Consider the following 26,046-nt stretch of genomic DNA (forward strand, 5'->3'; position numbering starts at 1 on the left):
GTAATCGCCGCAGCATTAATTGTATCTGTACCAGTATTATCACTCAGTGTAGTCGTGCCATAAAAACCATACTCATTGGTGTAAAAATAAGTGTCGTTAGCAGTATCTGTATCCCCATATAAACGCAAATTCCAACTATTGAGGATACCAGTATCTGAGGGGAATAAATCCTGAATTCTCAGTGTCCAGTTACCAGCACTGCTTTCTCCCCAATGTTGTGCGCTAGAGAGTTTAAACACAATATTGTCTCCAGAGTCCAAGCCATTACCAGGTTGATTGATCAAACGGCTGATGGTTCCACTAGGAGAAATCAAATCAACAACCAAATCACCTCGATAAGAATGAGTCAGATTAAGTTCTACTTCCACCCAATCAACATCTAAACCAGCAGCAACAGTAAAGGTGCTACTAATTCCGCCTGTATTGCTATCTGGGATAACCAAGCCTAAATTACCAGAGCTGTAAGAAAGAGACTGCTCGTTGCTAAACACACTCTGCTTTTGCCAAGTTTCTGCCAAACGCACAGCAGCATGAGCATCTACTAAACCAAATCCATAGTCGTGGCTGACGTGTAAACCACCACCATTGAAGTTGTTAGCGCCGTTAATTTGCCAAATATAATTTCCACCTTGGTTATAAAAATCGTTTTGACGAGCAGAATAGGCGAGAATTTCTTGGATGTCTCGATAACCTAAATTGCGATTGGCTTCTAGTAACAGAGCCACTACCCCAGAAACTTGAGGTGCGGCTGCGGAAGTGCCGTTAAAACTATACTCATAGTCTCCAGAATTATAACCAGGCGAGCCTTGGCGATCTGTCGTGACAATACTGCCAGGTATACCACTACCAAAAGCAGAAACCAGAATAGAAGCACCAGGAGTACTATAGGGACTGGCAAAGCCATTATGATCAAGTGCAGCTACAGTAATTACCTGACGGGAGTTTTGAAAGTTGTGATAGTTAGTATTATCTCCTTCTTGACGGCTATTTCCGGCGGCAAATACGATCGCCGTTCCTAATCCATTCCGTCCATTGGTAACAGCATTAGCGATCGCTTGTCCTGCTTGTGGAATAGTATAAAAATTATCGGCAAAAAAACCGGGAATACCCCAACTATTATTGACAACATCAAAACTTTCAGCACGCCACAAAGCACCAACTACATCACCCCCAAAACCAATAGCTCTAATACCACTAATCGTTGCATTAAAAGCCACACCCACAGTGCCAACTCCATTTGCTTCGGATGCAATGATACCTGCTACTGATGTGCCGTGACTATCGCTTGTATTTCCGAAAGGATCGAAGTTTTGCTCAATAGTGTCATAATCTCTAGTCGTATCGTAATTATTATCTAAATCGTAGTGTGTGTAATCAAATCCATCATCAATCACACCAACAACAACACCACGCCCCGTATAGTCATCCCAAACATCAACCACGTTGAGATCAATACCAGGAGTACCACCAGATTGACCTTGGTTATATAAATACCATTGATTTGGAAATAAGGGATCGGAAGGAATAGTAGTCATAGATTTGTTGTGTTAATAGTAAAAATGCTTGAATTGGGCTAAAGCCTATTGAGTTTTATCTGATGTGCGTTACTAAATGTTGTTTAATTGGCAAGTTTCGTGGCTTGTGGAGTTTCTGCTTGAAGACCAGTAATTTTTTCTAACTGCGATCGCATTTCTCTACCAGTACCTCGCCCAACAAATATCCTTAAGTAATCCATACTTCGTTGTTCCTGGCTCGTATCTTCGGGAGTAGCTGATGCGTAATTAATTTGAATTTCCGAATTTTTTTTATTTGGAGTTAATAGGAACCCAGTAATTCCAAATAAAAGTGTATTGACAACCCTTGCATCAGTATTATCTTTTTCATCTTCACGATATTCAATTCGGCTAATTTATTTGGGGGAAATCTGTATTATTTGAGTAGATTTTTTATCATTGATTATTTCTAGTTTCTCGCCCATTTCTTGGTAGATTGTAACTCCTATTTCATTCACGTTAACTTTGCAATTTCCTCGTTTTTCTAGGTCATTTTTATTTAAAATACAGTCACCTTTTTTTCCTGAGCGATCATCCAAAGATATAGGTACTTCGTAACCCTGACATCGAGAATTTAAGGGAAAACTAGAACATAGTTGGTATAACTTTTTTGCATTTAAAGCATTGACTGGAGCAATAAAAACAGACTCTAATAACAGCAGAGGAAACAATACGCCCGCAGCCATTTTACGTTTTGACATAGCTTTCAAAAGAAGAGATATTGAGATGAAATATTTCATTGATATTTTTTGACAAAATCTAGCCCAGCTTTGGCGAAAATGCGAAAGACTAAGATCGCAATCTGCCATGAAAGCGACTTTTTGGTGAGTTGGCTCATATTTCACATCGAACTTGGAATAACCCAATTAGAAGGTATTCAACTTCAGTCAAGCCAGTTCAATTTCGGTTCTTCTTCTCACTGGACTAAATCTGAACTTGACAAAAGCTAAATAATATGTGCTTTAGATAAGTAGCCATCATGAACTGCGTACACAAGAAAACATGAAAAAGTCTTTCCCTTACATATCTACACCCCTACACCCATTTTTCAAGTCAGGTCGGTGTGAATAATTATCATTGAAATAAAGCAAAGAACAGGGAGTTTCTTAGCTGAGGTAGCAAGGTTTTGAGTCTTGTTTACTTTTCTTCACGCAGTTTATTTTTACTGTGCCGACTTACTTAAACTCAAATATTTTAAGTGTTTTAATTTACAGGCAACAATGATTATGGGATTTTAGAAGATCAATAGCATTAGAAATTTCCGAAAAATAATGTAGAGATCAAGCAACGCTCCATCTCTACAAGGTTTCTGGATAACCCGTATTTAAATTCGGTCTATATCTAATTATTTGCTTCTCACCTAAATTTATGTTGTACTGCATTAACCCCGATTGTTCACAGCGAGAAAATCCTGATAATTGTGCGGTATGTCAAAACTGTAAAACGCCGCTCATCCTGCAAAATCGCTACATAATTAAACAGCCGTTGCAGGTTGACAAATATCGCTATACAGAAATATTTGAAATTGAAGATTTACTTGATAATAATAAACTTAAGATTCTGAAATCTTTAAAGCAAGTTACGCCAAAATTATTACGCCTATTTGAACAAGAAGCATCAATACTAATAAGTTTGCGGCATCCTGGCTTACCTGTTGGAGAAATTTTATTTCCCTTAGTTTTAAATACAGGTCGTCAATTACGCTGTTTAGTAATGGAAAAAATACCTGGAGAGAATTTGCAAAACTGGTTATCTCGCAATCATTATGTAAAATCTTATAAAACTGTCATTAATTGGCTGAAGCAATTAACACAAATTCTCCAATTCGTTCATGATAACCAATTTTTTCATCGGGATATCAAGCCTGCAAATATTATGCTTTGTCCCAACGGTAAACTGGTTTTAATTGATTTTGGCACTGCCCGTCAATTAACACAAACTGTGATTAATAATCAGGAAATAACCGTAATTATTTCTCCGGGTTATACTGCACCTGAACAATGCGAAGGTCATGCTGTACTTCAGTCAGATTTCTACGCATTGGGACAAACTTGCGTTTATTTACTAACAGGTAATAACCCAACTAAGGCTGATCATAAATCACACAATTGGTATAACAATATCAAAGACAAACAAACCCCAAAAAGATTAATCGAGTTAATTCAGACGATGACAAATTCTCATCCTCATCGTCGTCCGGCAACAACTCAAGTTATTCTTAATAAAATTAGTCAAATTGAGACAAATTCACAAATTCAATGGCGAAAAATTTTACTAATTGGTGCTTGTGGCGCTTTAGTCATTCTGGGAACAAAATGGCTTTATAAGGCAGTTACTACACTGCGGACTTGCGACTATATCGAAGGCGATCATCTTAGTTGTGGGGAAGAAAGCTTAATTCCTCAAAGTTTTTGGCAATCTAATCAACCTCCAGCAACCAAGCAATTAGCCATTGATGAATATCGGAGCAAAAATTTTGCAGAAGCAGCGCGTTTATTTGAAATTGCCTTCAATAAAGAAACCGATCCAGAAACTCTCATTTACTGGAATAATGCCAAAATTCAAACACAATTTCCAGGCAGTAAAATTCACACCATCGCAGCAGTAGTCCCCTTAGAACGTAGTACTAATGTTGGTTTAGAAATACTGAGAGGTATAGCTCAAGCTCAGACTGAGCTACTAAATAAACAACCCTCCCTACCTTTAAGAATTATCATTGCTGATGACAGTAATCGAGATAACAGCAAAGCCGGGAATAATGCTCGCAAAGTTGCCCAAAATTTAGTAAAATACGAAGACTTATTGGGAGTTTTAGGTCATTACAGTAGCGACACAACTAAACAAGCTTTACCTATTTACGGCCTAGCACAAATAGTTTTAATCTCTGGTAGTAGTACTTCCACTAATCTCAAAAGTCCTTTTTTTTTCCGTACTATCCCTAGCGATCGCATTAGCGCCCAAAAAATTGCCGGCTTTTTGTTCTCGCAATTCAAACAACCGAAAGTAGCAATTTTTCTGAGTGAAGAGAGCGAGTATACCCAATCTCTATCAAAAGCTTTTCGAGAAGAGGTAAAATCTCTTCAAGGTAAAGTTCTTGACCACCAATCCAGCTTTAATCTCGCAACGGATAGTTTTGATGCCGAAAAAGCTTTAAATCAAGCCCAAAACCAAGGTGCAACCGCCATTTTATTAATTCCTGATGCTGGGGTCGGATTGTATAATGCAATTCCCCATGCGATACAAGTAATTGAAGCAAATGTCAACGGATTGCAAATTGTTGTAGGTGATAGTCTCAACAGATCAGACTTACTGACACCAAGTAAAGTTATATCTTCACCAGCAATCGAACAAACAGTATGGTCGATCGCCTGGCATCCCATAAATAACATTAACTCCCCGTTTGCACAGCAAGCTAAAACCATCTGGCGAATCGATGACAAAACCTTCTCCAGTAATACAAAAATCACTTGGCGAACTGCAACTAACTACGATGCAGTCATGGTAATCAGTAAAGCCATAGCTCAAAAACCGACTCGGTTAGGTATTCAGCAAATTTTGGCAGACAAGAATTTTGCGGTTACGGGGGCGACTGGCATAATTCAATTTGAGGGGAGCGATCGCCAAAATGCTACAGTCACAATACTTTCTATCCGGCGCAAGTGCAATTCTAGTGATTTTGTTTTTGTCCCAGGCGATCGTCCTCTAAAATGCCAGTAATCCTATGTACATAGAGAATTAAAGAAGTCACGTTTACTTTCATCGGCGAAGCGGAATGAGCAAGCAAGCAATTTTGGCCAATCTAATGTAAATTAAGAATGTACACAGCAATGCCCTCTTCAGTGGGTAGTACAAACTCAATAGGCTGGAGTTTAGCTAAATTCAGCTTTGGTGTGATGTCTAACGACAAGACGTTCTGCGTCTACGCTCTTCAAGCACCAACTAATTTTCTCAACGCCAGCTTTTCCGAAACATTCAATAGGTGATTACACAACGCTTCTGGAGGTCACTTAATTATCTGAAGGAAAGGCAATTCTGCAATAATTAGGGATTTTTTAGGCGATCGTATGACATCCTCACTTGGCCTAGTTCCTAAATTCACTCTTTGCGTGTGCTGAGAGTTTGTTTGTGTTGCGTTTGGGTAAAAAACAAGAAGTTAATTGTTTTTTTCTAAAGTATTGTTACCAGATCGTGATATGATTCAGCTGACTGAATGTGCAGTCATAATAAGTTAGCTGTACTGGTTTCAAGTCCCGTGAGCTTGTCAGAAGAACCAATTGCGCCCCCTCCGACAACACAACAAGATGCTCCATCTGGTTTTGAGGACACAGAACCAGTCAACACTTCTATGCAGGAGTTCTATCAACTCTATCAGAAGTTGTTGGTAATCACACTTGTTTTGACGGGGATTATATTTATCTCTGTGTGGATTTTTTATTCACTAAACATTGCCCTGAATTATTTAATTGGGGCGTGTACAGGTGTGGTTTACTTAAAGATGCTGGCTAACGACGTTGAGCGATTGGGTGCTGAGAAAAATCGTCTAAGCAAAAATCGTTTTGCTTTATTTATTGGGTTGATTATACTAGCAACTCAATGGAACGATCTACACGTAATGCCCATTTTTTTGGGATTTCTTACATACAAGGCCACGCTCCTCGTCTATACGGTGCAAACTGCGTTCCTTCCTGATTCTTAAAACAGTGAACAGTGAACAGTGAGCCAGCGCGGTCTTGGGGGTCTCCCTCATGAGCGACTGGCGAACCCGTAAGGGTGAACAGTGAACAGGGTTGTGGTGTGTGTAGAAGCGCACACAAATGATGTAAGGGACTTTAACCCAACAGACAAAACTGACAACTGATAACTGACAACTGATAACTGCTTAACAGTCAGGCTCACTAAAGACAATACACCCATCCTCGCTCGTTGGGGAAAATGCTTGAAGAATGCAAATGCTTAGTGTTTTAAACGCCTTTAATTCTTTTCCCCTCGCCGAATTAGAAGTAGGTCAACATTTCTACTGGCAATTAGGCAACCTCAAAATTCATGGGCAGGTTTTTCTCACCTCCTGGTTCGTGATTGGCGTTCTGGTAATAGCTTCATTAGCTGCTACTCGGAACATACAAAAAGTTCCCAGTGGTATCCAAAATTTAATGGAATACGCTCTGGAATTTATTCGTGATCTAGCAAAAAACCAACTTGGTGAGAAAGAGTACCGCCCTTGGGTACCATTTATTGGTACATTGTTCTTGTTTATCTTCGTATCGAACTGGTCAGGTGCTTTAATTCCCTGGAAGCTCATCAAGCTGCCATCTGGTGAATTAGCGGCTCCTACCAATGACATTAATACGACGGTAGCATTGGCACTGCTGACTTCTCTTGCTTACTTTTATGCAGGTTTCAGCAAACGTGGTTTGGGCTACTTCAAGAAATATATAGAGCCAACACCCGTATTGTTGCCGATCGCCATTCTCGAAGATTTCACTAAGCCCCTCTCCCTAAGCTTCCGTCTTTTCGGTAACATCTTGGCGGATGAATTAGTTGTGGCGGTATTAGTGCTGCTCGTGCCTTTATTTGTACCTCTGCCTGTAATGGCCTTGGGTTTATTTACCAGTGCCATTCAAGCTCTAGTGTTTGCTACCCTAGCAGGGGCATACATTCATGAGGCAATGGAAGGACACGGCGGCGAAGAGCATGAGGAGCATCATTAAAGCCCTCAGTTGTTAGCACAGTTCTGACGAGCATCAAAGCTCAAAACGTCGCAAACTGCGATTTGCGAGAACTCGGTGCAGCGTGAAAAAACACGTCTTTACTAGTTAATTTACTTTTGTAGTTCTGTACTTAAAGCAAGGAAAATCAAAATGGATCCATTAGTTTCTGCTGCTTCAGTTCTGGCTGCTGCTTTAGCAATTGGTTTGGCTGCGATCGGCCCTGGTATTGGACAAGGTAACGCTGCTGGTCAGGCAGTAGAAGGTATTGCTCGTCAACCAGAAGCAGAAGGTAAAATTCGCGGTACTCTGCTATTAACCTTGGCGTTCATGGAATCTTTGACCATCTACGGTCTAGTAATCGCGTTAGTACTATTGTTCGCTAACCCCTTCGCATAAGACCTGAAAGTTTTTGTTTTGTAGAGACGTGAGCTATCACGTCTCTACAAGCACAACATTTTGGGGATTAATTGGTTCTGATGTAGGCTGACCCTTGTGGCTATGGGTCTCTAAAATACGAAAGGTTGGATAACGTTGCTAGCCATGAAAACTGCTACTCCAGCCAAAGAGGAGAGAAATGTTTGATTTCGATGCTACTTTGCCCTTTATGGCATTGCAGTTCCTGCTGTTGGCAGCCTTGTTGAATGTAATTTTCTATAAGCCACTGACCAAGGTACTGGATGAGCGCGATAATTACATCCGCACCAATACCCTTGAAGCCAAGGAACGTTTAGCCAAAGCCGAACGCCTAACTCAAGAATATGAGCAACAACTAGCAGAAGCTCGCAGACAATCGCAAGCGACTTTAGAAGCGGCTCAGGCTGAAGCTAAGAAAATTACTGCCCAGAAAATTGCTGAGGCGCAACAAGAAGCTCAAGCTCAACGAGAAAAAGCTTCTATTGAAATAGAGCAACAAAAGCAGGAAGCTATGCGTTCCTTAGAACAACAAGTTGATGCTCTCAGCAGGCAGATCCTAGAAAAACTATTAGGGCCGAGTTTAGCTAGATAAGCTAAAAATGACTGGTCTGGCAAAATCTACGCGCAACTGGGCATTTGTCCCAGAGCGCCTAATTTAAGTGTCAGCCAATTTTGGATTTTAGATTGCTGATTTTGGATTTACAGTGCCAATTTTTAGGTTGCAGATTGATAAATTACTCAATCAAAAATGAAAACCTAAAATTTAGGTGGGGATAAACCAAAAAATCTAAAATTTAAAATCTAAAATCTAAAATTCGTAGCACTTTTTTCCTACGGGAAGACAAAACTTAATTAGTAAGCGAGCAGCGCACCTGTAAATGGCTATCATGGGCATTTTCTTCTTACTTGCCACAGAAGCTCAAGCTGTTCACTCTGAATTGGCAGAAGGCGCAGCAGAAGGTGGTTTCGGTCTAAACCTAGACATTTTAGAAACCAATCTCATAAACCTAGTGATTCTGATTGGCATACTATTCTACTTTGGACGCAAAGTTTTAAGCAATATCCTGAACGATCGCAGATCCAATATCGCAACTGCCATTCAGGAAGCAGAACAACGCTTAAAAGAAGCACAAGCTTCTCTTTCACAAGCACAAGAACAGTTGACCCAGGCTCAAGCTGAGGCACAGCGCATTCGCCAAGCAGCCACAGACAGCGCCCAGGCAACTAAGCAAGCTCTGTTAGATAAAGCAGCACAAGACGTAGAACGCTTGAAACAAACAGCAGCAGCAGACTTGAATACCGAAAGAGAGCGGGCGTTAACCGAATTGCGGCAGCGAGTAGCCGCTTTGGCACTACAGCAAGTTGAATCACAGCTGCGCTCTGGTGTAAGTGACGATGTTCAACAGGCACTAATTGACCGTAGCATCGCTCAGGTGGGAGGACGGTAATGAAAAGTAACATAGAAACAGCCGAAATCGCCCAGCCTTACGCACAGGCACTGATGTCAGTAGCACAGTCTAAAAATCTGGCAGAAGAGTTCGGTAACGATGCGCGTGCCTTACTAGACTTGTTGCAAAATTCTCAACAACTGCGGAACTTTATTGATAACCCCTTCATTGTGCCTGAAACCAAAAAAGCGGTGATCAGCCAAGTAACGGGTGAAGGTGGTAATCCTTATTTACGCAACTTTTTGCTACTTTTAGTAGACAAACGACGCATCTTCTTCTTAGACCAGATTTTAAAACAGTACTTGGCATTGCTACGGCAGCTGAATCAAACTGTGTTAGCAGAAGTAACTTCTGCTGTTGCACTCTCACCAGAGCAAGAAGAAGCCATTAAACAGAAAGTCATTGCTATCACCAATGCGCGTCAAGTAGAACTTGAAACTAGAGTAGACAGCGAATTGATTGGTGGTGTGATCATCAAAGTCGGCTCACAGGTAATCGACGCTAGTTTACGTGGTCAACTACGTCGCTTGTCTTTGCGTTTGACTAACGGCTAGGGGCAGAAAATTTTAGATTTTAGATTGCCGATTTTAGATTGAAGATTGTTCTAAATCTAAAATCAAAAATTTAAAATCCAAAATTGATTCACTCAGCATTTCGATATTGATTACTATTTCTTCCGTGTTGCAAAAGAAAAACATACACCATGAGCATATCAATTAGACCTGACGAAATTAGCAGCATTATTCAACAGCAGATCGAGCAATACGACCAAGAGGTTAAAGTTGCTAACGTTGGTACCGTTCTGCAAGTAGGTGACGGTATTGCCCGGATTTATGGTCTGGAAAAGGCTATGGCTGGGGAACTTTTGGAATTTGAAGATGGCACCATTGGTATCGCCCAAAACTTAGAAGAAGATAACGTGGGTGCGGTACTCATGGGTACAGGTAATAGTATCCAAGAAGGTAGTTCTGTGAGAGCTACTGGTAGAATCGCCCAAATCGGTGTCGGTGAAGCCTTAATTGGACGGGTTGTTGATGCTTTAGGTCGTCCCATCGACGGCAAAGGCGACATCAAATCTAGCGAAAGCCGCTTGATTGAATCACCTGCACCCGGTATCATTGCGCGGCGTTCTGTACACGAACCTATGCAAACCGGGATTACCGCTATTGACTCCATGATTCCCATCGGTCGGGGTCAGCGCGAGTTAATCATCGGCGACCGTCAAACAGGTAAAACTGCGATCGCAATTGACACCATCATTAACCAAAAAGGTGAAGATGTAGTTTGCGTCTACGTAGCCATTGGTCAAAAGGCTTCTACCGTAGCTAACGTAGTTCAAACCTTACAAGAAAAAGGCGCACTCGACTACACAGTAGTAGTTGCAGCTAACGCCAGTGACCCAGCTACCCTACAATTCTTGGCTCCTTACACCGGAGCTACCATTGCTGAGTACTTTATGTACAAAGGCAAAGCTACATTGGTAATCTACGACGACTTGTCCAAGCAAGCACAAGCTTATCGCCAAATGTCCTTGCTACTCCGTCGTCCACCCGGACGGGAAGCTTACCCCGGAGACGTATTCTACATTCACTCTCGCTTGTTAGAAAGAGCCGCTAAACTCAGTGATGAGTTGGGTACTGGTAGCATGACTGCGCTACCCATCATCGAAACCCAAGCAGGTGACGTATCCGCTTACATTCCCACCAACGTAATTTCCATCACCGACGGTCAGATTTTCTTATCTTCTGACTTGTTCAACGCTGGTATCCGTCCAGCTGTAAACCCTGGTATTTCCGTATCCCGCGTGGGTTCTGCGGCACAAACCAAGGCAATGAAAAAAGTTGCGGGTAAGATTAAGCTGGAACTCGCACAGTTTGATGACCTCCAAGCTTTCGCGCAATTCGCTTCTGACTTAGATAAAGCTACCCAAGACCAATTGGCACGGGGTCAACGCCTGCGGGAACTGCTCAAGCAGTCTCAAAACGAGCCTTTGTCTGTAGCTGAACAAGTGGCAATTCTTTACGCTGGTATTAACGGTTACTTAGATGATATCCCTGTAGATAAAGTAACCACCTTCACCAAAGGCTTCCGCGAATACTTGAAGACTGGTAAGTCTACTTATTACGGAGCAGTACAAAGCAAGAAAGTACTAGGTGATGATGAAGAAGCCGCATTGAAGGCTGCTTTAGACGATTACAAAAAGACCTTCAAAGCATCAGTGTAATTAGTCATTAGTCATTGGTCATTGGTAATCTCTAATGACTGATGACAAAGGACAAATGACTAAGGACAAAGGACAAAAATATGCCTAATCTTAAATCAATACGCGATCGCATTCAGTCGGTCAAAAACACCAAAAAAATCACCGAAGCCATGCGGCTAGTAGCAGCAGCGCGGGTACGTCGGGCGCAAGAACAAGTGCTGGCAACTCGCCCCTTCGCTGACAGACTAGCGCAAGTTTTATATGGTTTGCAAACCCGCCTGCGGTTTGAAGACGCAAACCTACCTCTACTGAGAAAACGCGAAGTCAAATCAGTAGGCTTGTTAGTAATTTCTGGCGACAGAGGTTTGTGTGGTGGTTACAACACCAACGTCATCCGTCGTGCAGAAAACCGCGCCAAGGAACTCAAGGCAGAAGGTATCGACTACACATTTGTATTGGTTGGTCGTAAAGCTACCCAATACTTCCAACGCCGCAACCAGCCTATTGATGCTACCTACAGTGGCTTAGAACAAATTCCCACCGCCGAGGAAGCAAATAGAATTGCTGACGAGTTGCTGTCTTTGTTCCTTTCCGAAAAAGTAGACCGCATCGAATTAATCTACACTCGTTTCGTCTCCTTGGTGAGTTCTCGTCCGGTTGTTCAAACCTTGTTACCTCTTGATACCCAAGGTTTAGAAGCAGCAGACGACGAAATCTTCCGGTTGACAACTCGTGGTGGTCAATTTGAAGTCGAACGGCAGAAAGTCACTTCTCAAGTTCAGCCTTTAGCCAGCGACATGATTTTTGAGCAAGACCCAGTGCAAATTCTGGATGCCTTGCTACCCCTGTACTTGGGCAACCAATTACTACGGGCATTACAAGAATCTGCTGCCAGTGAACTAGCAGCGCGGATGACAGCTATGAGTAACGCCAGTGATAACGCTGGTGAACTAATTAAAAACCTATCGCTGTCTTACAACAAAGCCCGACAAGCCGCAATTACTCAAGAACTCCTAGAGGTTGTCGGCGGTGCAGAAGCACTGACCTAGGAAGAACTCAATTGTTAACTATAATTAATAGCTAATTGCTGGTAAATTTCAAACCTAGCGATTAGCTATTTTTGCTTTTGATGATGCTCAGAAGTCGAGAATTTTATTGATGACGAAATTGGAGTAAAGACTGAAAAACAAGGATTTAAATTGAGAAATTTGCTAGAGAGTTTTGATCGCGCCTAGTGAATGAAATAGACCAGATATAATAAAAATAAGAAACTATTTATTATTTACTTAACAAAAAAATAATTATTAACATTTTTCAAGAGAAATAAGAACAACTTAAAATGACAGAAGAAAAAATTAAAAGAATTCTTGATAAAAGCTCCAAAATACAAGAGCGTAATTTTTCTTCAGAACAACTAGATAAGCTAGAAGAATATATACATAAGGGAATATTAAATTTAGATAAATATAATAACATCAATATAGAGAGAAACACTCTTATATTTAGTGTAGTCTTTCTTCTATTTATGTTGTTTTACATTTTATTTTTCGTGGTTCACCCAATTTTATTTATTGAGCAATGGACAGAACAAGATGTCATAAAAAATAAAATAAGAGTCGAAACTTTAAAAACAATAGGTTTAATTACGGGTGGAATTTTAGCCTTTTTTGGTCTTTACCTTGGATATATAAGAGCAGTTGCGATGGAGAATAGTGCTATTGCTGCCAACAAAACAGCCGAGGTCGCTAATAAAAATGCTGAAATAGCTTCTCGAAATACTCAAATAGCAGAAGATAAACAAATTACCGAAAGGTTCTCCAAAGCAGTAGAGCTATTGGCAAGTGACAAAATTGAAGTTAGATTGGGTGGCATATATACCCTCGAAAGAATTGCTAAAGATTCCCCTAGCGATCATTGGACAATCATGGAAGTGCTTACAGCCTTTGTTCGTGAAAATGCAAAATTAATAGAAGACAGTAATGTACAGAGTGCAAAAATATTTATAGATGAATATCTAGATAATAAAACACAAAAAAAAGAATTACACAAGGTACATCTTGATATTCAAGAAACTATTATTGTAATTGCACGAAATAATCCTGATAATAATCAACGTAAGAACTTAAACTTATCTAATATTAATCTCATTCAAGCTGACCTTTGTGGAGCTTTATTAAAGGAAATCAACCTCTCCCGTGCAAACTTCTTAGGAGCTAATCTTTCAAATGCTGACCTCTCTGGAGCTAATTGCTTGGGAGTTAACTTTTCAAAAGCTGATCTTTCAAATGCTAACCTCTCAGTAGCTAATCTCTTTGGAGCCAACTTTGAAGAGGCTCGTTTCTCTGAAGCTAATCTTACAAGAGCAGACCTCGTTGGAGCCAACTTTACAAAAGCTTACCTCAGAGGAGCTAATCTGACAGAGGCTAACCTTACAATGGCTAAACTTGCAGAAGCTTGTTTCACAGAAGTGAACTTTACAAAAGCCCACCTTGCACTAGCAAATATCTCAAGATCAGACTTAATATACGCTAATCTTTCAGAAGCCGACCTCACAAAAGCTGTCTTAATAGGATCACTCCTTTTGGGAGCCAATCTTACAGAAACTAATCTGACAGAGGCTAACCTTACAGAAGCTAATCTTTCAGGAGCTAACCTTACAGAAGCTAATCTTTCAGGAGCTAACCTTACAAGAGCTAACCTTGAAGAAGCCGATTTTACTAATAATAAGACTATAGAACCTGAGCAGATAAAAAAAGCAACAAACTGGAAAAAGGCGGAATACGATAAAGATTTTTGTGAAAAGTTAGGTTTACCACCAGAAAATTCAGAGTAAATTCATCAGTACGATCGCTATTTTTTGTATGTTGGCTGGAATGCAGTGAAAACCAATATTATTTTGTACTTAATTTACCATCTTCAAACTTCTATACAATAATTTCTTGTTTACTCAAATCATTGATGTTGAGTTACGACGCAAAATAAAATTGTATGTTTATTCTCAAGATTTCTCGTGCGTCTCACCCAACCTACACAATAATTAAAAAACTCCTGATGCTCTCTGCACCTTTGCGCCTCTGCGTGAGAAAATTTATCCCGTATTTATACAATATTTTATATAAAATCAGCGATCGCACCACTCAATCGTTAAAAGCAAACTACAGTGCTGAGTAATGAGTAGGTTGGGTGGAGGCGCACAAAAGATATTGGCAGCAACATGATAAATATAAATCGCGCCATAACCCAACACAAAATCATCATATTTTTGGAGGATATTTCAACAAGTGAAATAATTGCGGTATGAATTTTATTTATTGAATTGAGATATTTTCGTGGTTGAAAGTTTTGCGGTTTTTTTCAGAGTATTTGTTGGGTTTGCTGTATTATTAATTAACTAGCTTTAACTTCGCCAAATTGTGTTAAGAATCTAAAGGCTTTGAGAATATAAGTCGCGCAATCTTGTGGTGAAGTATTGTAAAAAGACCGCCACGCATTTGCTTTATCTTCATCATAGCGATCGCCGCGTTCGGGATGTGCATCCAACCATGCTAAACGCACAGCATGACCAATTAACACATCTAAGACAATATATTCTTCGATTTGCAAGTTGGGGTTTTTAGCAGCGATCGCACCTAGTTCCATTAATGCTTCAATATTAACTTGGCGATATTCTGGCGCTTCGATTTTATTTAATAAATGTTCCACTCGCAAAGCAAAGTTCTTTTCACCAGCCGTCATTTCCGATAACATCAATTCGCTATCTAAACGATTACGGCGTTCTAGTTTGTCACCAATGACTAAGCCTTTACAATGTTGCATTAATAGCCAAACTTGCTGAAAGAAGTTTTTCGGGACGCGGTTAATAGCCCCTTCGGCTTTGCGGAAGCGTCGCCAACCACCCACCGGAACTTCGTCGATTTCTTCAGTAATGGTTGGTTGCACTACCCATTCAATATCACTTTCTTTTTGCTTGACGTGTAATGATTCTTGCTGGTGTAACAAGTTACTCATCCCTGTGTAACCCGTTAACACCTGACGCAAGCGCATTTTAATTTCAAAGGGCGAAATTTCCATTAACTGTTCGTAGGCTTCATCTTGGGTGACACGTAATTCTCGTGCTAGTTCGCTGGTAATTAATAAGATGAGATAGCCGACACGTAAAGTTAACAGTCCTTGAAATAATTCCGACTCTGAGCGAATCAAAGTCCCCAGATACAGTATGATTTCTTGTGTCAGTACGCGATCGCGGATATCCTCACGACAGAAGTTATTAATTTTCTCGGCAATTTCATTGGGAGGCATTGGTACAGTAATTAATGATGCTTCGCTGTACGCCCTCCCCACAGCTGCTTGCTTACCCCGAATCAAAATGCTGGTGACTGCATCTGATAAAGCAATATCCACCATTTGCAATAAACCCGCAGCCCGACGGACAATTGCCCAGATACCTAAATCACCGGCTTTGATATACACTTCATTTAGCAAATCTCCGACTGTGACGCGAGTATTAGGGCCGCCAAATCCTGTATCAAAGTCTAATCCTTGCAAACGGGTTAAAGTCTGCAATAACTCAATTTGTTCATAAAGATTTTCTGAACCCCGCAGCGAAGAAAGCAATAATCCCAAATTGGTTTCACACTCCATTTGAAATTCTTGGGTATGTTCTAAGCGCCCACTCTTTCCAGGATGATAAGCCAAGTAACAGCAATGGGGTGCAGCATCGTGCATTGCTGACTGATAAAACTCTGCATCTTGCAGAAAATCAATTCTTTGAATAGCACCTGTCAGCATTAATTGATTCAGTCTGCCTAGTTTGACACGTACACCATTGCAAACACCATCTTTGAGTTCTTGCATCAATTCGAGTAATGCTTCCGCACCAATTTCTAACATGGTGTGAGTCAACATTAAAGTTAAAATTGGACGACCTAAATCACTCCAATATTTTTGAATATAAGCAAGTTCGCTTCTGATTTGATCAACTAAAAAATGGTAATCAAGAGTTAAATAAAACTGTTGAGCATCTAAAAATGATGGCAAAAATACTACGGTTTCACCACAAATTCTAAATATCCGCGATGTGTTTAAACTCCGCAATCTTCTGGCTGGTCTTCCTGTCAAACCTAGTTTATCATTGCGACCAATTTGGGTGTAAATAGTTGATAGTTCTTCAGCTTTTCTAACTTGAATTGGTTCTATTTGCTTGGGGGTTTGAGTTTCAATGCCATGCACTTCTAGTTTTGCTTGTAAGTCATCATCTTCGGCTAACAAAGCAATTTGGACAAGAGCTTCCCGGCTTTTACCAATAGTTAAATATCTCCCTAATGGGTCAATATCCCCAACCGCCAGCAAACCTTCACTTAACATTAACCCCAGAAAATATAAACTTTGCGCCCAGACTAAGGGGATGTTTTCATTGGGTAAACGCTTTTGACTTTGGGGCGTGATTTTTTCGGCTTCGATGTTTTCCGCAGGCACATAATATAGTTCTGGTAATAAATGATAACCGTCCCGTTCTACTAATAATGATTCCAGAAGTTCTTGATATTCTTGGACTTGCTTTTGATCATTACGAAATAGGCCATCAAGTAATAAATAAGTGAAAAATAACGGCCATTCGCATTCAATATCTTCAAATTGCTTTAGTTCCCAAGGTTCGTAGTGTAGACGCTGGTTATCTTCTAAAACAGTTTGATGTCCGTCACGTAAAAAGCGTTTACAGCCGTATTTACCTTGGAGTTTGTTGATGATATCGTTAAAAGTGCGATCGCGCAGATTAATATCCTCCACCGCAAACGCCGGATAGCTAATAATACTCAACAGCGCCGCATCAATTTCTTTAGAAGCCGATTCTCGCGGTAATAACGATTCTAAAGTACTGCGGGCGCGGGCAATTTCATCAGGTAGCACATGAATTACCGATGCTTGACTTCCCCGCAACCCAAATAAATCGAGTTCATTAATCGCCTCTAGTGCAGCTTTCGCCATTCCCACAGAACTAGCGTTTAACTCTGCACTACCATGATTGATTTTATTTCCCCGTTCCCAAATACCATAATCTGGTGTGCGGTAAGCGCGTCCTATATAGTAAACCAAGTTCTGCACAAAGTTTACTTCATCAATCGTATAAATAATCTGCAATCCCGAAGCTGTCATTTGCGCCAGCATCAATATAAATATAGATGTGGCATCCAGTTGCAAATGTCCCCACTCATCATCACCGACTACAATATCACCAGTCGCCGTGTTGTATTTGGCGTGTAACCCATCTAAAGGTGACTGGGTATGTTTAAAGCGTTCGACTTTATGCGCCTGTCGCATCATTGCAAACAGCAACCCACGCATTAGCTTAATCACGCTGTGTTCTAATTCGTAAGTGTGTCCTTTGTCTTCATCAACTTTGCGATACGCCAGCGCCAAACCCCAAACCGCTAAAATGCTGTAAACATTGTCTCTCACCCAAGCATCTGTATAATCACCGTGAGCCGTAATGGCTGTACTCGCAGGTAGCAAACCAGTAATCGGATTTTGCCGCACTAAGATAATTGTCTTGATTTGCTGGTAGTAATGCTCTAGTCGAGTTTGTAATTCGGTAGCTGTTTTCATACTCATTAAGGGATGCTTGCAGAATTCCAACCTATAGCTGTGAAGAGAAGGGTTTTGTAATGGACGTGGGGATTTACAGCCAAGAGTAGCAGAGACTACTTATTATCTCGCGTTAGTAGCCATTTAGTTACACAGTTGTGAATGAATTCTCACTGAATCAAAATGTTTTTCACTGGTAAGGCATCTGGTGAAAATGAAGGGAAAGACTTAAAATCTTAGGTTCTAGAAAGAAATTGTGGTAAGACAGAATCAAGTTTTGCCGATTTACACTGTTTACACGACAATTTTATTATACTGCGATCGCAACTCGATGTTGTAAGTAAGTCGATATGAATCGCCAGTCTTATTCCAACTACCACCATTTAAGCCCCTCTATTTACTCCCATTCTAGATATTTACATTTTTCATCCTCCACAAACTTACGCAAACTCTGTAAGGTTTTGAGTTTATAGGTGGTGTTTATGTATTCTTCCTTCGACGGTGAATTACCCAACGTATTCAGCACATCATCACTTTCTTGAACAATTGCGTCTCGCAAGAAGTCACTAAACTTTCTCCGGTTTCCACCCTCAAGAACAATGGCAGAAACTTTCACAGTTTCTCCGTCAGGTTTCATCTCTATTTCTTGAGATTTAGCAATGTTGGCAAAGCCTGATTTTTGCAGCCATTCGTAAAAATCGTCTGAAACATCCACTGTATCAATTGTTTCTTTGGCTTGTGAGTAGAATGTGACATCTAGCATTAGCCTTCCTCCTAAGCTTCAGATTCCAAAAATAATGTCTCAGGGACATTCTCTGCGTATGCTAAATTATGCTCATCAAAAAGTTTCTTTGCTGGCTTCGTAATTATCCCTGTGGTTAATACAGCAGATACACATCCCTTATTAATAATCTTTTGTGCTAAAGCCGAATCGATCTGTTTACGAGTTTTAATTTCAATGTATGGCATTTAGATGTCCTAAGATTTATTGTACTCAGCGTTAATCTGGCGAACAATTTTCTTCACTCTTGGTTCATCCTCAGTGTTGTAATAAAGAATATCGCCTCTAGAATCATTTCCCCTTGTTCTCTCACAACGAATACCCTCTGCTTGTAACCTGTTGATAACCCAGGTGATGAAATCTCGATGGGCTTCCAGTCTATTAATTTGTCTGTCCTCATCCGTTTCCCAGTCTCTGTTTGCCATTTGCCAATTCTCTGTAAGTTCTAGTTAAATGCTTGTCAGTTAAAAAAACTTCTTCAAAACCCTGGCATCATTGATCTGTCAATTGAACTTTCGACTTTCATAAATTATGTAAACCAAATTACGGTATAAGAAAATACCATTTATCTAGTAATATTAAATTTAGTACGCCTTGAACTTTATGCCGATGGTTCACCCAAAAAAGTGAGTGTTTCAGGCAAAGTCACAAAAAAAATTTTATTTTCTGCCGAATTACTGACTATCACCTACAAATAACTCTTTCTACTTAAGTAGTACATAGAAGTGGATTTCTCGTCCAGATGCCTAAGATAGCTATGGAATCGGGACTTTTAGTTATGGCTGAATTTTGTAAATCAATGTGTAATGTGAACATACCTTTGCGGAGACAAAAAGTCTTTTCTATTACTGATTCGGTACTACTGTGGGCGCAAAATTTTGGTTGCTACATGGTCTTCGGTAGAACTCCAAGGGTCGGAGTGCGATTAAGAGTGATATCATAGAAGTCGTCACTGAAGACATCAAAATAATCATCACTACATGAAAGCCGAATCCGTTCGCACTACACTGGCAATACCACGAGAACTTTTAGAAGCAACTGACAAGGCAGTTTTAGAAGGCAAAGCAAGAAGTCGTAATGATTTTATGGTGCAAGCGTTACGTCGAGAATTAGCAGCACAAAAACGAGCCGCAATTGACGCTGCTTTAACAGAAATGGCCTGCGATCCTGACTATCAAGCAGAAGTACTCAAACTAGAGTCTGAGTTTGCTGCTGCTCAGTGGGAGGCTTTTCTGTTAGAGGAATCCTTGTAATGAGAAGGGGTGAGGTCTATGATGCTCGCCTAGAATCAACTGAAGGTTCAGAGCAAGGAGGGACTCGCCCAGTAATTATTGTCAGTCGTGATGCAATTAATTCGTCGAGTCCAGTTGTTTTAGCCGTTCCCTGCACTACGTATCAATCAGGTAAGCGAGTTTATCCAACCCAGGTGTTAATTTTAGCACCCGATGGCGGACTCAAGCGAGATTCGATCGCAATGGCAGATCAAGTGCGGGTACTATCTAAAACCCGCTTTTTGCGTTTAAGAGGTGCAGTTTCGCATTCGGTAATGGCTCATTTATCTCAGGCTTTGTTGATAGCCTTAGATTTACCTATCCCAGAAGAAGAATAATAAAGAGTAGGTTGGGTGGAGGCGCACAAAAGATATTGGTAACAAGGTAAATCTATGATTGCGCCGTCACCCAACTGTTGTAAAAATACTTAAAATGTGCTGTGTTGGGTTACACTGCGTTTCACTCAACCTACAGAAATGGCTTGATCCTTCTGCCTCCTGCCTCCTGCCTTCTATGATCACTCTACCCTGAGTCTTCAAACAAACACTAATGAGTCGATGTAAATATTTTGACTTTGTGAAGTTTGCCAGCAAACCTCTACATTTGCTTGACACAAATTTTAGCAATAGTACAATCGACACTAGTTAACGAAAAATCAGGGTAATCAATAGTGTACCTGTACTGAATATCACAAACTTAGTACGTGGTTACTGAAAATTGATTCAGATCGCACTATTCCAAGTTAGGATGATCAGTTAGCGATGCCTTGATTTGGCAATCGATATTGAGTTGTTGAAATTTTATGGACAAAAGTCCACAAGACGGCAGTACGAACCTCCTCTAAGCTAGTGAGCGTGTCTCTCGGCGCGGGGGAGGCACATAGGAGGTATTCATGCTTACACAGGACATTCGTGATTCACTGTTCAATGTCTCTGATTTAAATCAGTTGAAATGCGACTTAAATGGGTTACAACCCGTAGATGTCGGTGAATATATTACAAAATTACCAGAAGAACAGAGGGCGATCGCTTTTCGGCTGTTAAATAAAGCCCAGGCAATTGACGTGTTTGAATATCTACCCACAGAAGTGCAGGAAGAACTAATTAACTCTCTGCATAATGTCCAGGTAGCGCAAATTATGGAGGCGATGAGTCCTGATGAACGGGCGGAATTATTTGATGAATTGCCGGCTGGGGTAGTTAAACGCCTAATACAACAACTCAGTCCCGAACAAAGACAAGCAACCGCTACAATTCTGGGTTATCCCGAAGGTACGGCTGGGCGGGTGATGACTACAGAATATGTGCGTTTGCAAGAAGGTTTAACTGTTGGTGAAGCCTTAAGCAAAATTCGCCGTCAAGACGAAGATAAGGAAACAATTTACTACGCCTACGTTACAGACAATAACCGCAAACTTGTCAGAGTCGTTTCGTTGCGTCAGTTATTGTTTACTTTTCCTGATGTTTATATTCGTGATATATCTAGCGATCGCGTCATCAAAGTTAAAACCGAAACGCCCCAAGAAGAAGTCGCCCAAATCATGAAGCGTTACGACTTAATCGCTATCCCAGTAGTTGACAGGGAAGATCGGTTAGTCGGCATCATCACCATTGATGATGTGATTGATATTTTAGAAGAAGAAGCCACCGAAGACATCCAGAAATTAGCCGGGGTGAGTGGTGATGAAGAAGCTTTATCTGCGCCCTTAGTTACCATTCGTAAGCGCCTACCGTGGTTATTGGCAATTATGGGATTATACATTGGTGCGGCAAGTGCGATCGCTCCTTTCCAATCGGTAATCGCGGCTGTACCAGTCTTAGCTGTCATTATGCCAATTTTCTCCAACACAGGCGGGACTGTGGGTATTCAAGCCTTAACTGTGACAATTAGAGGCTTGGGTGTCGGCGAAGTCACACCCAGAGATACTTTCAAAATTCTCCGTAAAGAAGTGCTGGCAGGTTTAGGCACAGCAGTCGTTTTAGCTATCACCATGATGGCACTATCAATGATTTGGGCGAAACCTCAAGAACGCTGGGTTGGTGTGGTTGCAGGTACAGTCATGGCGACTAATACACTAGTGGCTGTGACTCTCGGTACTCTTTTACCAATGGGTTTAAAACGCCTGAAGCTTGACCCTGCATTAGTGAGTGGGCCGTTAGTTACAACTATGCTAGATACTATCGGCTTTTTAACTTTCCTGACGTTAATTTCTGTAGCTTTGCATGTTTTTCACTTACCCCAGTGATCGAACACATCTTAACTTAATGTAAAGTTTAATTTCATCACCCAAGAAGTTTGGTATGATATTTTATCGTTAGGACTTAAGTAAACAGCTTTTTCAACTCTATTCCCTCCGTTGCCTCTGTGTCTTTGATCAAACCCCAGTTATTGGGTATTCCTGTAGAGTAAGCGAAGCCTCTAGCGCATCTAAGGTTTTCGCACTCTGCATATAAGTCCTGATTGTAAATATATTGATGACTCTGGCATCTATCGTTTTGGGGTAAATAGCAAATATTGAACACCCCAAATTTGCTACATCAATAGTATTAACGCAAACATTCAAGTTTAAATCTCTCAACAGTGTGAGAACATCGCCGTCTCATACAACAGAGATTTGATTGAGAATATATGCAGCTTGGTTTTAAATCTCTATCTTTACAAGCGCAATCTAGAAAAGATTGAACTTCTTCACTACTAGCTTTTCCTCAAATTACTTCTTGAGAATCCTTCCTAATATTAACTATTACTAAATATTTAGTAGTGAAATTTTGTTAAATCTATTTACTAATAGAAAGTTATGTGCTGTTGAGCAAATTAATTCTAGATCAGCAAAATGTATCAAATTTGATAACACATAATATTGATGACAAGTCAACCTAAAGATATACAAAGTTTAAATATTGAAGCTGAGTATATGAGCTTTATTGTGTGCTTATATTGCTTGAAGAAATTCACCAACAATTAGGGATAAAGTGTCTTTATCTCTGTTATGTTATGTACTGAGGTAATTCATTTAATTTTGATAAAACTATTGTCTGGCAGGTCATATAGTTGGCCCAATTAAGTTATATAAAGGCAAGGCATATTAGCTCAGAGCCTTGATTTTGAAGCATCATAGCCTAATGCCCAGAGTAAATGTCAAGCACATAAGCATTTACTCTATAGCTGCATAACTCTTTCTTAATGAGGCTTTCTTTAAACTTTTTTTTAACTTCATGATGAAAATAACTGAATTTTAAAGATTACATAAACTAGGCTTTAGCGTCACATTAACTTCATAGTGTCTTGATTTATTTGAGACAGTTTATGTAGAAATATTTAACAGTATATACTTAATAAAAATTTCCTTTTGCTTTGAAGTTGTAGTAATATACAGTGTAATTAGTTACTCAACTATTTGCGAACTTAAGTTCTAAAGTATTGGGATCAATACTTTGCTTGATTTCTTCGTACTTGGTGACGAAAAAGTTACAGTTCCTCTGCGGAATCTGTAGCTCTGGAATTGTATTACTCCTAATGCGAAATAGATAGCCTTGAGTTTGTATTACTCAAATATTAAATAAGCTTGGAACTTAGTTAATGCGAAAACAACGAAGATTCCTTTTATTAATAGTGGGTTTATCGTTAGGTCTGTCGGTACTGATAGGCTATATCAACCCACAAAAAGTCTTTGGTCAGATTGCTCTGCCCGATGATGCAACTTTAATTGCACGGCGCAGACAAGAAGTTGCATCAAACTTCGTAGTTCAACCTCCTACTCGTACTCTGCGTCCAGTAGAACGTGTACGTCGTGATACCTTTGGCGATGTAGGGCTTGACCCAGTAGATACTTTGGAAGAGTTGGATAGATTGGTTTATCCGTCCATCCCAACATCAATTCGGGAAAGAATTGTAGAAGGTTCTACCTTCTTTACTACTCCCAACCGAGTTGAGGATGGTTTTGGATCAACCTCTATGCAAACTCGATGTGCGGGTTGTCACTTAAATAACGTTGAAGCAGTACCCAACGAAGGACTATTGACTGGTACTTCTAACGTTAGTAGAGCTGGCAGAACAACTCCCACTCGGTTCAGTATCGTATCAGGTAATACCCAAACAGGTGGTAGAGCGCCTGGAAGCCGTTTAGATCCGGTTGAGCCTGATGGTTCTGTTGACTTAAGTCGTCTAAGTCTAGCCTCTAGTGGCGAGTTAGATGCAGTCAACAACACAGGAAGAACCGCAGCCTTTACGGTATTTGGTGACTATTCCGCATCAGCGAACGTTTTCGACCCCCTGAATGGAAATATCAACCGTGTAACAGGGTTTGGTCAGAACTATAGTGGTTTCTTGCAACACGTCCGCCCAGCAACGGAACAACTAAGAGCAAGATTTGGGATAGATTGCTTCCCAGATGCTATTCCTAGTGTTTCGGAAGATAGAAACCTCGCTAACTTCAACCGGACTACACAACAAAGTGCAAGTGGCTTTAGACGTGCTATTAGTGAGTTCGCAGGGCCTCCATATATTGGTCGTGGGTTGATAGAAGCGATTCCCAACGTAGATATTACAGCCGCTTCTGACCCCACCGATGCCAGAGGCGACAGATCCTCACTGAAAACCGCTTTATTCCAATGTACCGGTGATTGCGTTACAGGTCAGGTCAATACAATTCCTAGCAATATACCTGCGGCACAACAGCAACAAAGACAAAACGAACTTCTCGCTACAGGGGTAGGTCGTTTTGGTCTACGGGCGAATGGTTCCGAGATGTTGCAGTTTATTTTGGGTGGTATGTTCGGTAGTTTGAGCATGACTAACGTGTTCTCTCCTCTAGAACAAGTTATTGCTGACCCAGCTATTGCTCCTTACAATCGCAACTGTCGAAATGAAGTAGCTGATGGGCCTGCACCTGATCAGTTTGAGCTATCTGTTGCCACACCATTTAACGAACGTAACTTTATCCGTTCAACAGCTCCCCCAGAATTTGGTAGAGACTTGTTGGCTGTCCTGAGAGCTAAAGATCCTTCTAGACCTTTACCTGGTAACAATCCAGCTGCTAGAGTCCAAAGAGGGGCGCAATTGTTTGGTATCGACTTAGTTGCCTTTGCTAACCGGACGATTCCCGGTAAGATGCCTAGAAGCGGCAGCGATGGTTTAGATCCGAATGCGATTAACCAGAGCGATCGCATGGTTGGTTGCGTTAACTGCCACACTCCCATTCAAAGAACTGGTTTATCTCCTGCTAATGGCGACCCATCCTTGGGGCCAGATGCCCAAGCACTTGTGGATGCTCTCAGCTACCGTTGGGCTCCTCTATTCTCTGATATCAACATCCACAGAGGCCCAGTCATTGACGCTGAAAGATTCTCCCCAATTCCACGCGATCCATTCCTGGTTAGCCGTGCTGAGGCTTTTGGTCAAACATCTGGTGGTAACGTTGCTACCTTCATGACCTATGATTTGATGCGGAACTTTGCTAGTGATTCCTTCACTAACCAACAAGGTACTGCTCTTGGTGATCAGTTCCGTACACCTCCTCTGGCTGGTATTGGTAGAGTTGGCCCTCCATTCATGCACGATGCGCGTATCTTCTTGAGCGCACTTAACCGTGACACTACACCTGCGGGTACTGTAACAACCAACAGAGACGTGACTAATGAACCTTTGGTTGTTCGCAACGTAGACGAAGCACTGCTGGCTGCAATTGAATTACATGATTTACCTGCACCTGATGATGCTAGGACTTCTACTCTGCCAGGTGGCGGATGTCCTGTACCTCCAAATGTAGGTGGTAAATACTCTAACCAAATTAGTTATGATGGCAGTCTGACCAGCAGTGACAAGATTGTGATTGACTACGGTGCAAGACCTCAAGATGTCATTTGCCCACCATATAACAGTGCGCTTTCCAACACTCACCGAAGTGAAGCACGAGAAGTTATGGCTCGCTTCCGTTCTCTCACACGCGATGATCAAAGAGCAATTATCGCTTTCTTGAGACAGTTGTAAGGCCTCTTTGTTTGATCTGACATTGAGTGTTTGAAGATTGAATTACAGGGACGTTTTCAAAACGTCCCTTCTTTTTTGTCTTTAAGGGGTTGCAAGTA

At 40.9% G+C, this 26,046-nt stretch carries 21 protein-coding genes; 15 read left to right on the forward strand and 6 right to left on the reverse strand.

What is annotated here, in order from left to right; translation table 11 throughout:
- Both H6G28_RS19900 and H6G28_RS19905 read right to left on the reverse strand, forming a co-directional pair.
- A partial coding sequence (locus tag H6G28_RS19900; RefSeq protein WP_190673446.1) for a S8 family peptidase occupies positions 1-1,535 on the reverse strand: 1,535 nt, incomplete at its 3' end.
- A 374-nt stretch (positions 1,536-1,909) separates the two neighbouring features.
- On the reverse strand, positions 1,910-2,362 hold the full coding sequence (locus tag H6G28_RS19905) for a hypothetical protein (RefSeq protein WP_190673448.1): 453 nt from the start codon (positions 2,360-2,362) through the stop codon (positions 1,910-1,912).
- 559 nt (positions 2,363-2,921) lie between these two features.
- On the opposite strand from H6G28_RS19905, the gene H6G28_RS19910 reads away from it, so the two are divergent.
- The 11 genes from H6G28_RS19910 to H6G28_RS19965 all read left to right on the forward strand — a co-directional run bounded on the left by H6G28_RS19910 (position 2,922) and on the right by H6G28_RS19965 (position 14,497).
- The gene (locus H6G28_RS19910; RefSeq protein ID WP_190673451.1) at positions 2,922-5,270 is read left to right on the forward strand and encodes a bifunctional serine/threonine-protein kinase/ABC transporter substrate-binding protein; all 2,349 of its coding nucleotides are present in this window, start codon (positions 2,922-2,924) and stop codon (positions 5,268-5,270) included.
- Between the two features lie 493 nt (positions 5,271-5,763).
- A complete protein-coding gene (locus H6G28_RS19920; protein ID WP_190590582.1) occupies positions 5,764-6,249 on the forward strand; it encodes an ATP synthase subunit I in 486 nt (161 codons plus the stop codon).
- Between the two features lie 247 nt (positions 6,250-6,496).
- On the forward strand, positions 6,497-7,261 hold the full coding sequence (atpB, locus tag H6G28_RS19925) for a F0F1 ATP synthase subunit A (protein WP_190590583.1): 765 nt from the start codon (positions 6,497-6,499) through the stop codon (positions 7,259-7,261).
- 150 nt (positions 7,262-7,411) lie between these two features.
- Positions 7,412-7,657, forward strand: coding sequence for an ATP synthase F0 subunit C (gene atpE, locus H6G28_RS19930; RefSeq protein WP_015112744.1), 246 nt, complete (start codon positions 7,412-7,414; stop codon positions 7,655-7,657).
- 178 nt (positions 7,658-7,835) lie between these two features.
- A complete protein-coding gene (locus H6G28_RS19935; protein ID WP_190590584.1) occupies positions 7,836-8,267 on the forward strand; it encodes a F0F1 ATP synthase subunit B' in 432 nt (143 codons plus the stop codon).
- 286 nt (positions 8,268-8,553) lie between these two features.
- Positions 8,554-9,123, forward strand: coding sequence for a F0F1 ATP synthase subunit B (locus H6G28_RS19940; RefSeq protein ID WP_190590585.1), 570 nt, complete (start codon positions 8,554-8,556; stop codon positions 9,121-9,123).
- Positions 9,123-9,677 carry an ATP synthase F1 subunit delta gene (gene atpH, locus H6G28_RS19945; protein WP_190673456.1) on the forward strand — a complete coding sequence of 185 codons (555 nt, stop codon included), beginning with the start codon at positions 9,123-9,125 and terminating at the stop codon, positions 9,675-9,677. Before H6G28_RS19940 ends, atpH begins: the two co-directional genes overlap by 1 nt.
- A 149-nt stretch (positions 9,678-9,826) precedes the next feature.
- Positions 9,827-11,347: a F0F1 ATP synthase subunit alpha gene (atpA, locus tag H6G28_RS19950; RefSeq protein WP_190590587.1), complete on the forward strand. Its 1,521-nt coding sequence runs from the start codon at positions 9,827-9,829 to the stop codon at positions 11,345-11,347.
- Positions 11,348-11,427: 80 nt separating this feature from the next.
- Positions 11,428-12,375, forward strand: coding sequence for a F0F1 ATP synthase subunit gamma (locus H6G28_RS19955; RefSeq protein ID WP_190590588.1), 948 nt, complete (start codon positions 11,428-11,430; stop codon positions 12,373-12,375).
- Between the two features lie 290 nt (positions 12,376-12,665).
- Positions 12,666-14,159, forward strand: coding sequence for a pentapeptide repeat-containing protein (locus H6G28_RS19960; RefSeq protein WP_190673458.1), 1,494 nt, complete (start codon positions 12,666-12,668; stop codon positions 14,157-14,159).
- A gap of 155 nt (positions 14,160-14,314) precedes the next feature.
- On the forward strand, positions 14,315-14,497 hold the full coding sequence (locus H6G28_RS19965; protein WP_190673460.1) for a hypothetical protein: 183 nt from the start codon (positions 14,315-14,317) through the stop codon (positions 14,495-14,497).
- A 216-nt stretch (positions 14,498-14,713) separates the two neighbouring features.
- Here the strand turns inward: H6G28_RS19965 and H6G28_RS19970 are convergent, their stop codons facing one another.
- The 4 genes from H6G28_RS19970 to H6G28_RS19985 form a co-directional block, all read right to left on the reverse strand.
- The gene (locus H6G28_RS19970) at positions 14,714-17,929 is read right to left on the reverse strand and encodes a glycoside hydrolase family 15 protein (protein ID WP_190673463.1); all 3,216 of its coding nucleotides are present in this window, start codon (positions 17,927-17,929) and stop codon (positions 14,714-14,716) included.
- Positions 17,930-18,305: 376 nt separating this feature from the next.
- Positions 18,306-18,671 carry a hypothetical protein gene (locus H6G28_RS19975; protein ID WP_190590593.1) on the reverse strand — a complete coding sequence of 122 codons (366 nt, stop codon included), beginning with the start codon at positions 18,669-18,671 and terminating at the stop codon, positions 18,306-18,308.
- Between the two features lie 11 nt (positions 18,672-18,682).
- Positions 18,683-18,877, reverse strand: coding sequence for a hypothetical protein (locus tag H6G28_RS19980; RefSeq protein ID WP_190673466.1), 195 nt, complete (start codon positions 18,875-18,877; stop codon positions 18,683-18,685).
- A 9-nt stretch (positions 18,878-18,886) separates the two neighbouring features.
- A complete protein-coding gene (locus H6G28_RS19985) occupies positions 18,887-19,114 on the reverse strand; it encodes a hypothetical protein (protein ID WP_190673469.1) in 228 nt (75 codons plus the stop codon).
- A gap of 555 nt (positions 19,115-19,669) precedes the next feature.
- On the opposite strand from H6G28_RS19985, the gene H6G28_RS19990 reads away from it, so the two are divergent.
- The 4 genes from H6G28_RS19990 to H6G28_RS20005 all read left to right on the forward strand — a co-directional run bounded on the left by H6G28_RS19990 (position 19,670) and on the right by H6G28_RS20005 (position 25,948).
- Positions 19,670-19,942, forward strand: a complete 273-nt coding sequence (locus H6G28_RS19990; RefSeq protein WP_190590594.1) for a ribbon-helix-helix domain-containing protein — start codon at positions 19,670-19,672, stop codon at positions 19,940-19,942.
- Positions 19,942-20,298, forward strand: coding sequence for a type II toxin-antitoxin system PemK/MazF family toxin (locus H6G28_RS19995; RefSeq protein WP_190590595.1), 357 nt, complete (start codon positions 19,942-19,944; stop codon positions 20,296-20,298). The genes H6G28_RS19990 and H6G28_RS19995 overlap by 1 nt, the downstream gene beginning before the upstream one ends.
- A 554-nt stretch (positions 20,299-20,852) precedes the next feature.
- A complete protein-coding gene (gene mgtE / locus H6G28_RS20000) occupies positions 20,853-22,205 on the forward strand; it encodes a magnesium transporter (RefSeq protein WP_190590596.1) in 1,353 nt (450 codons plus the stop codon).
- Positions 22,206-23,539: 1,334 nt separating this feature from the next.
- Positions 23,540-25,948, forward strand: coding sequence for a cytochrome c family protein (locus tag H6G28_RS20005; protein WP_190673472.1), 2,409 nt, complete (start codon positions 23,540-23,542; stop codon positions 25,946-25,948).
- Positions 25,949-26,046: the final 98 nt, after the last annotated feature.

The organism is Nostoc sp. FACHB-190, assembly GCF_014696905.1.
In the GTDB taxonomy this organism is placed as follows: Bacteria; Cyanobacteriota; Cyanobacteriia; order Cyanobacteriales; family Nostocaceae; genus Nostoc_B.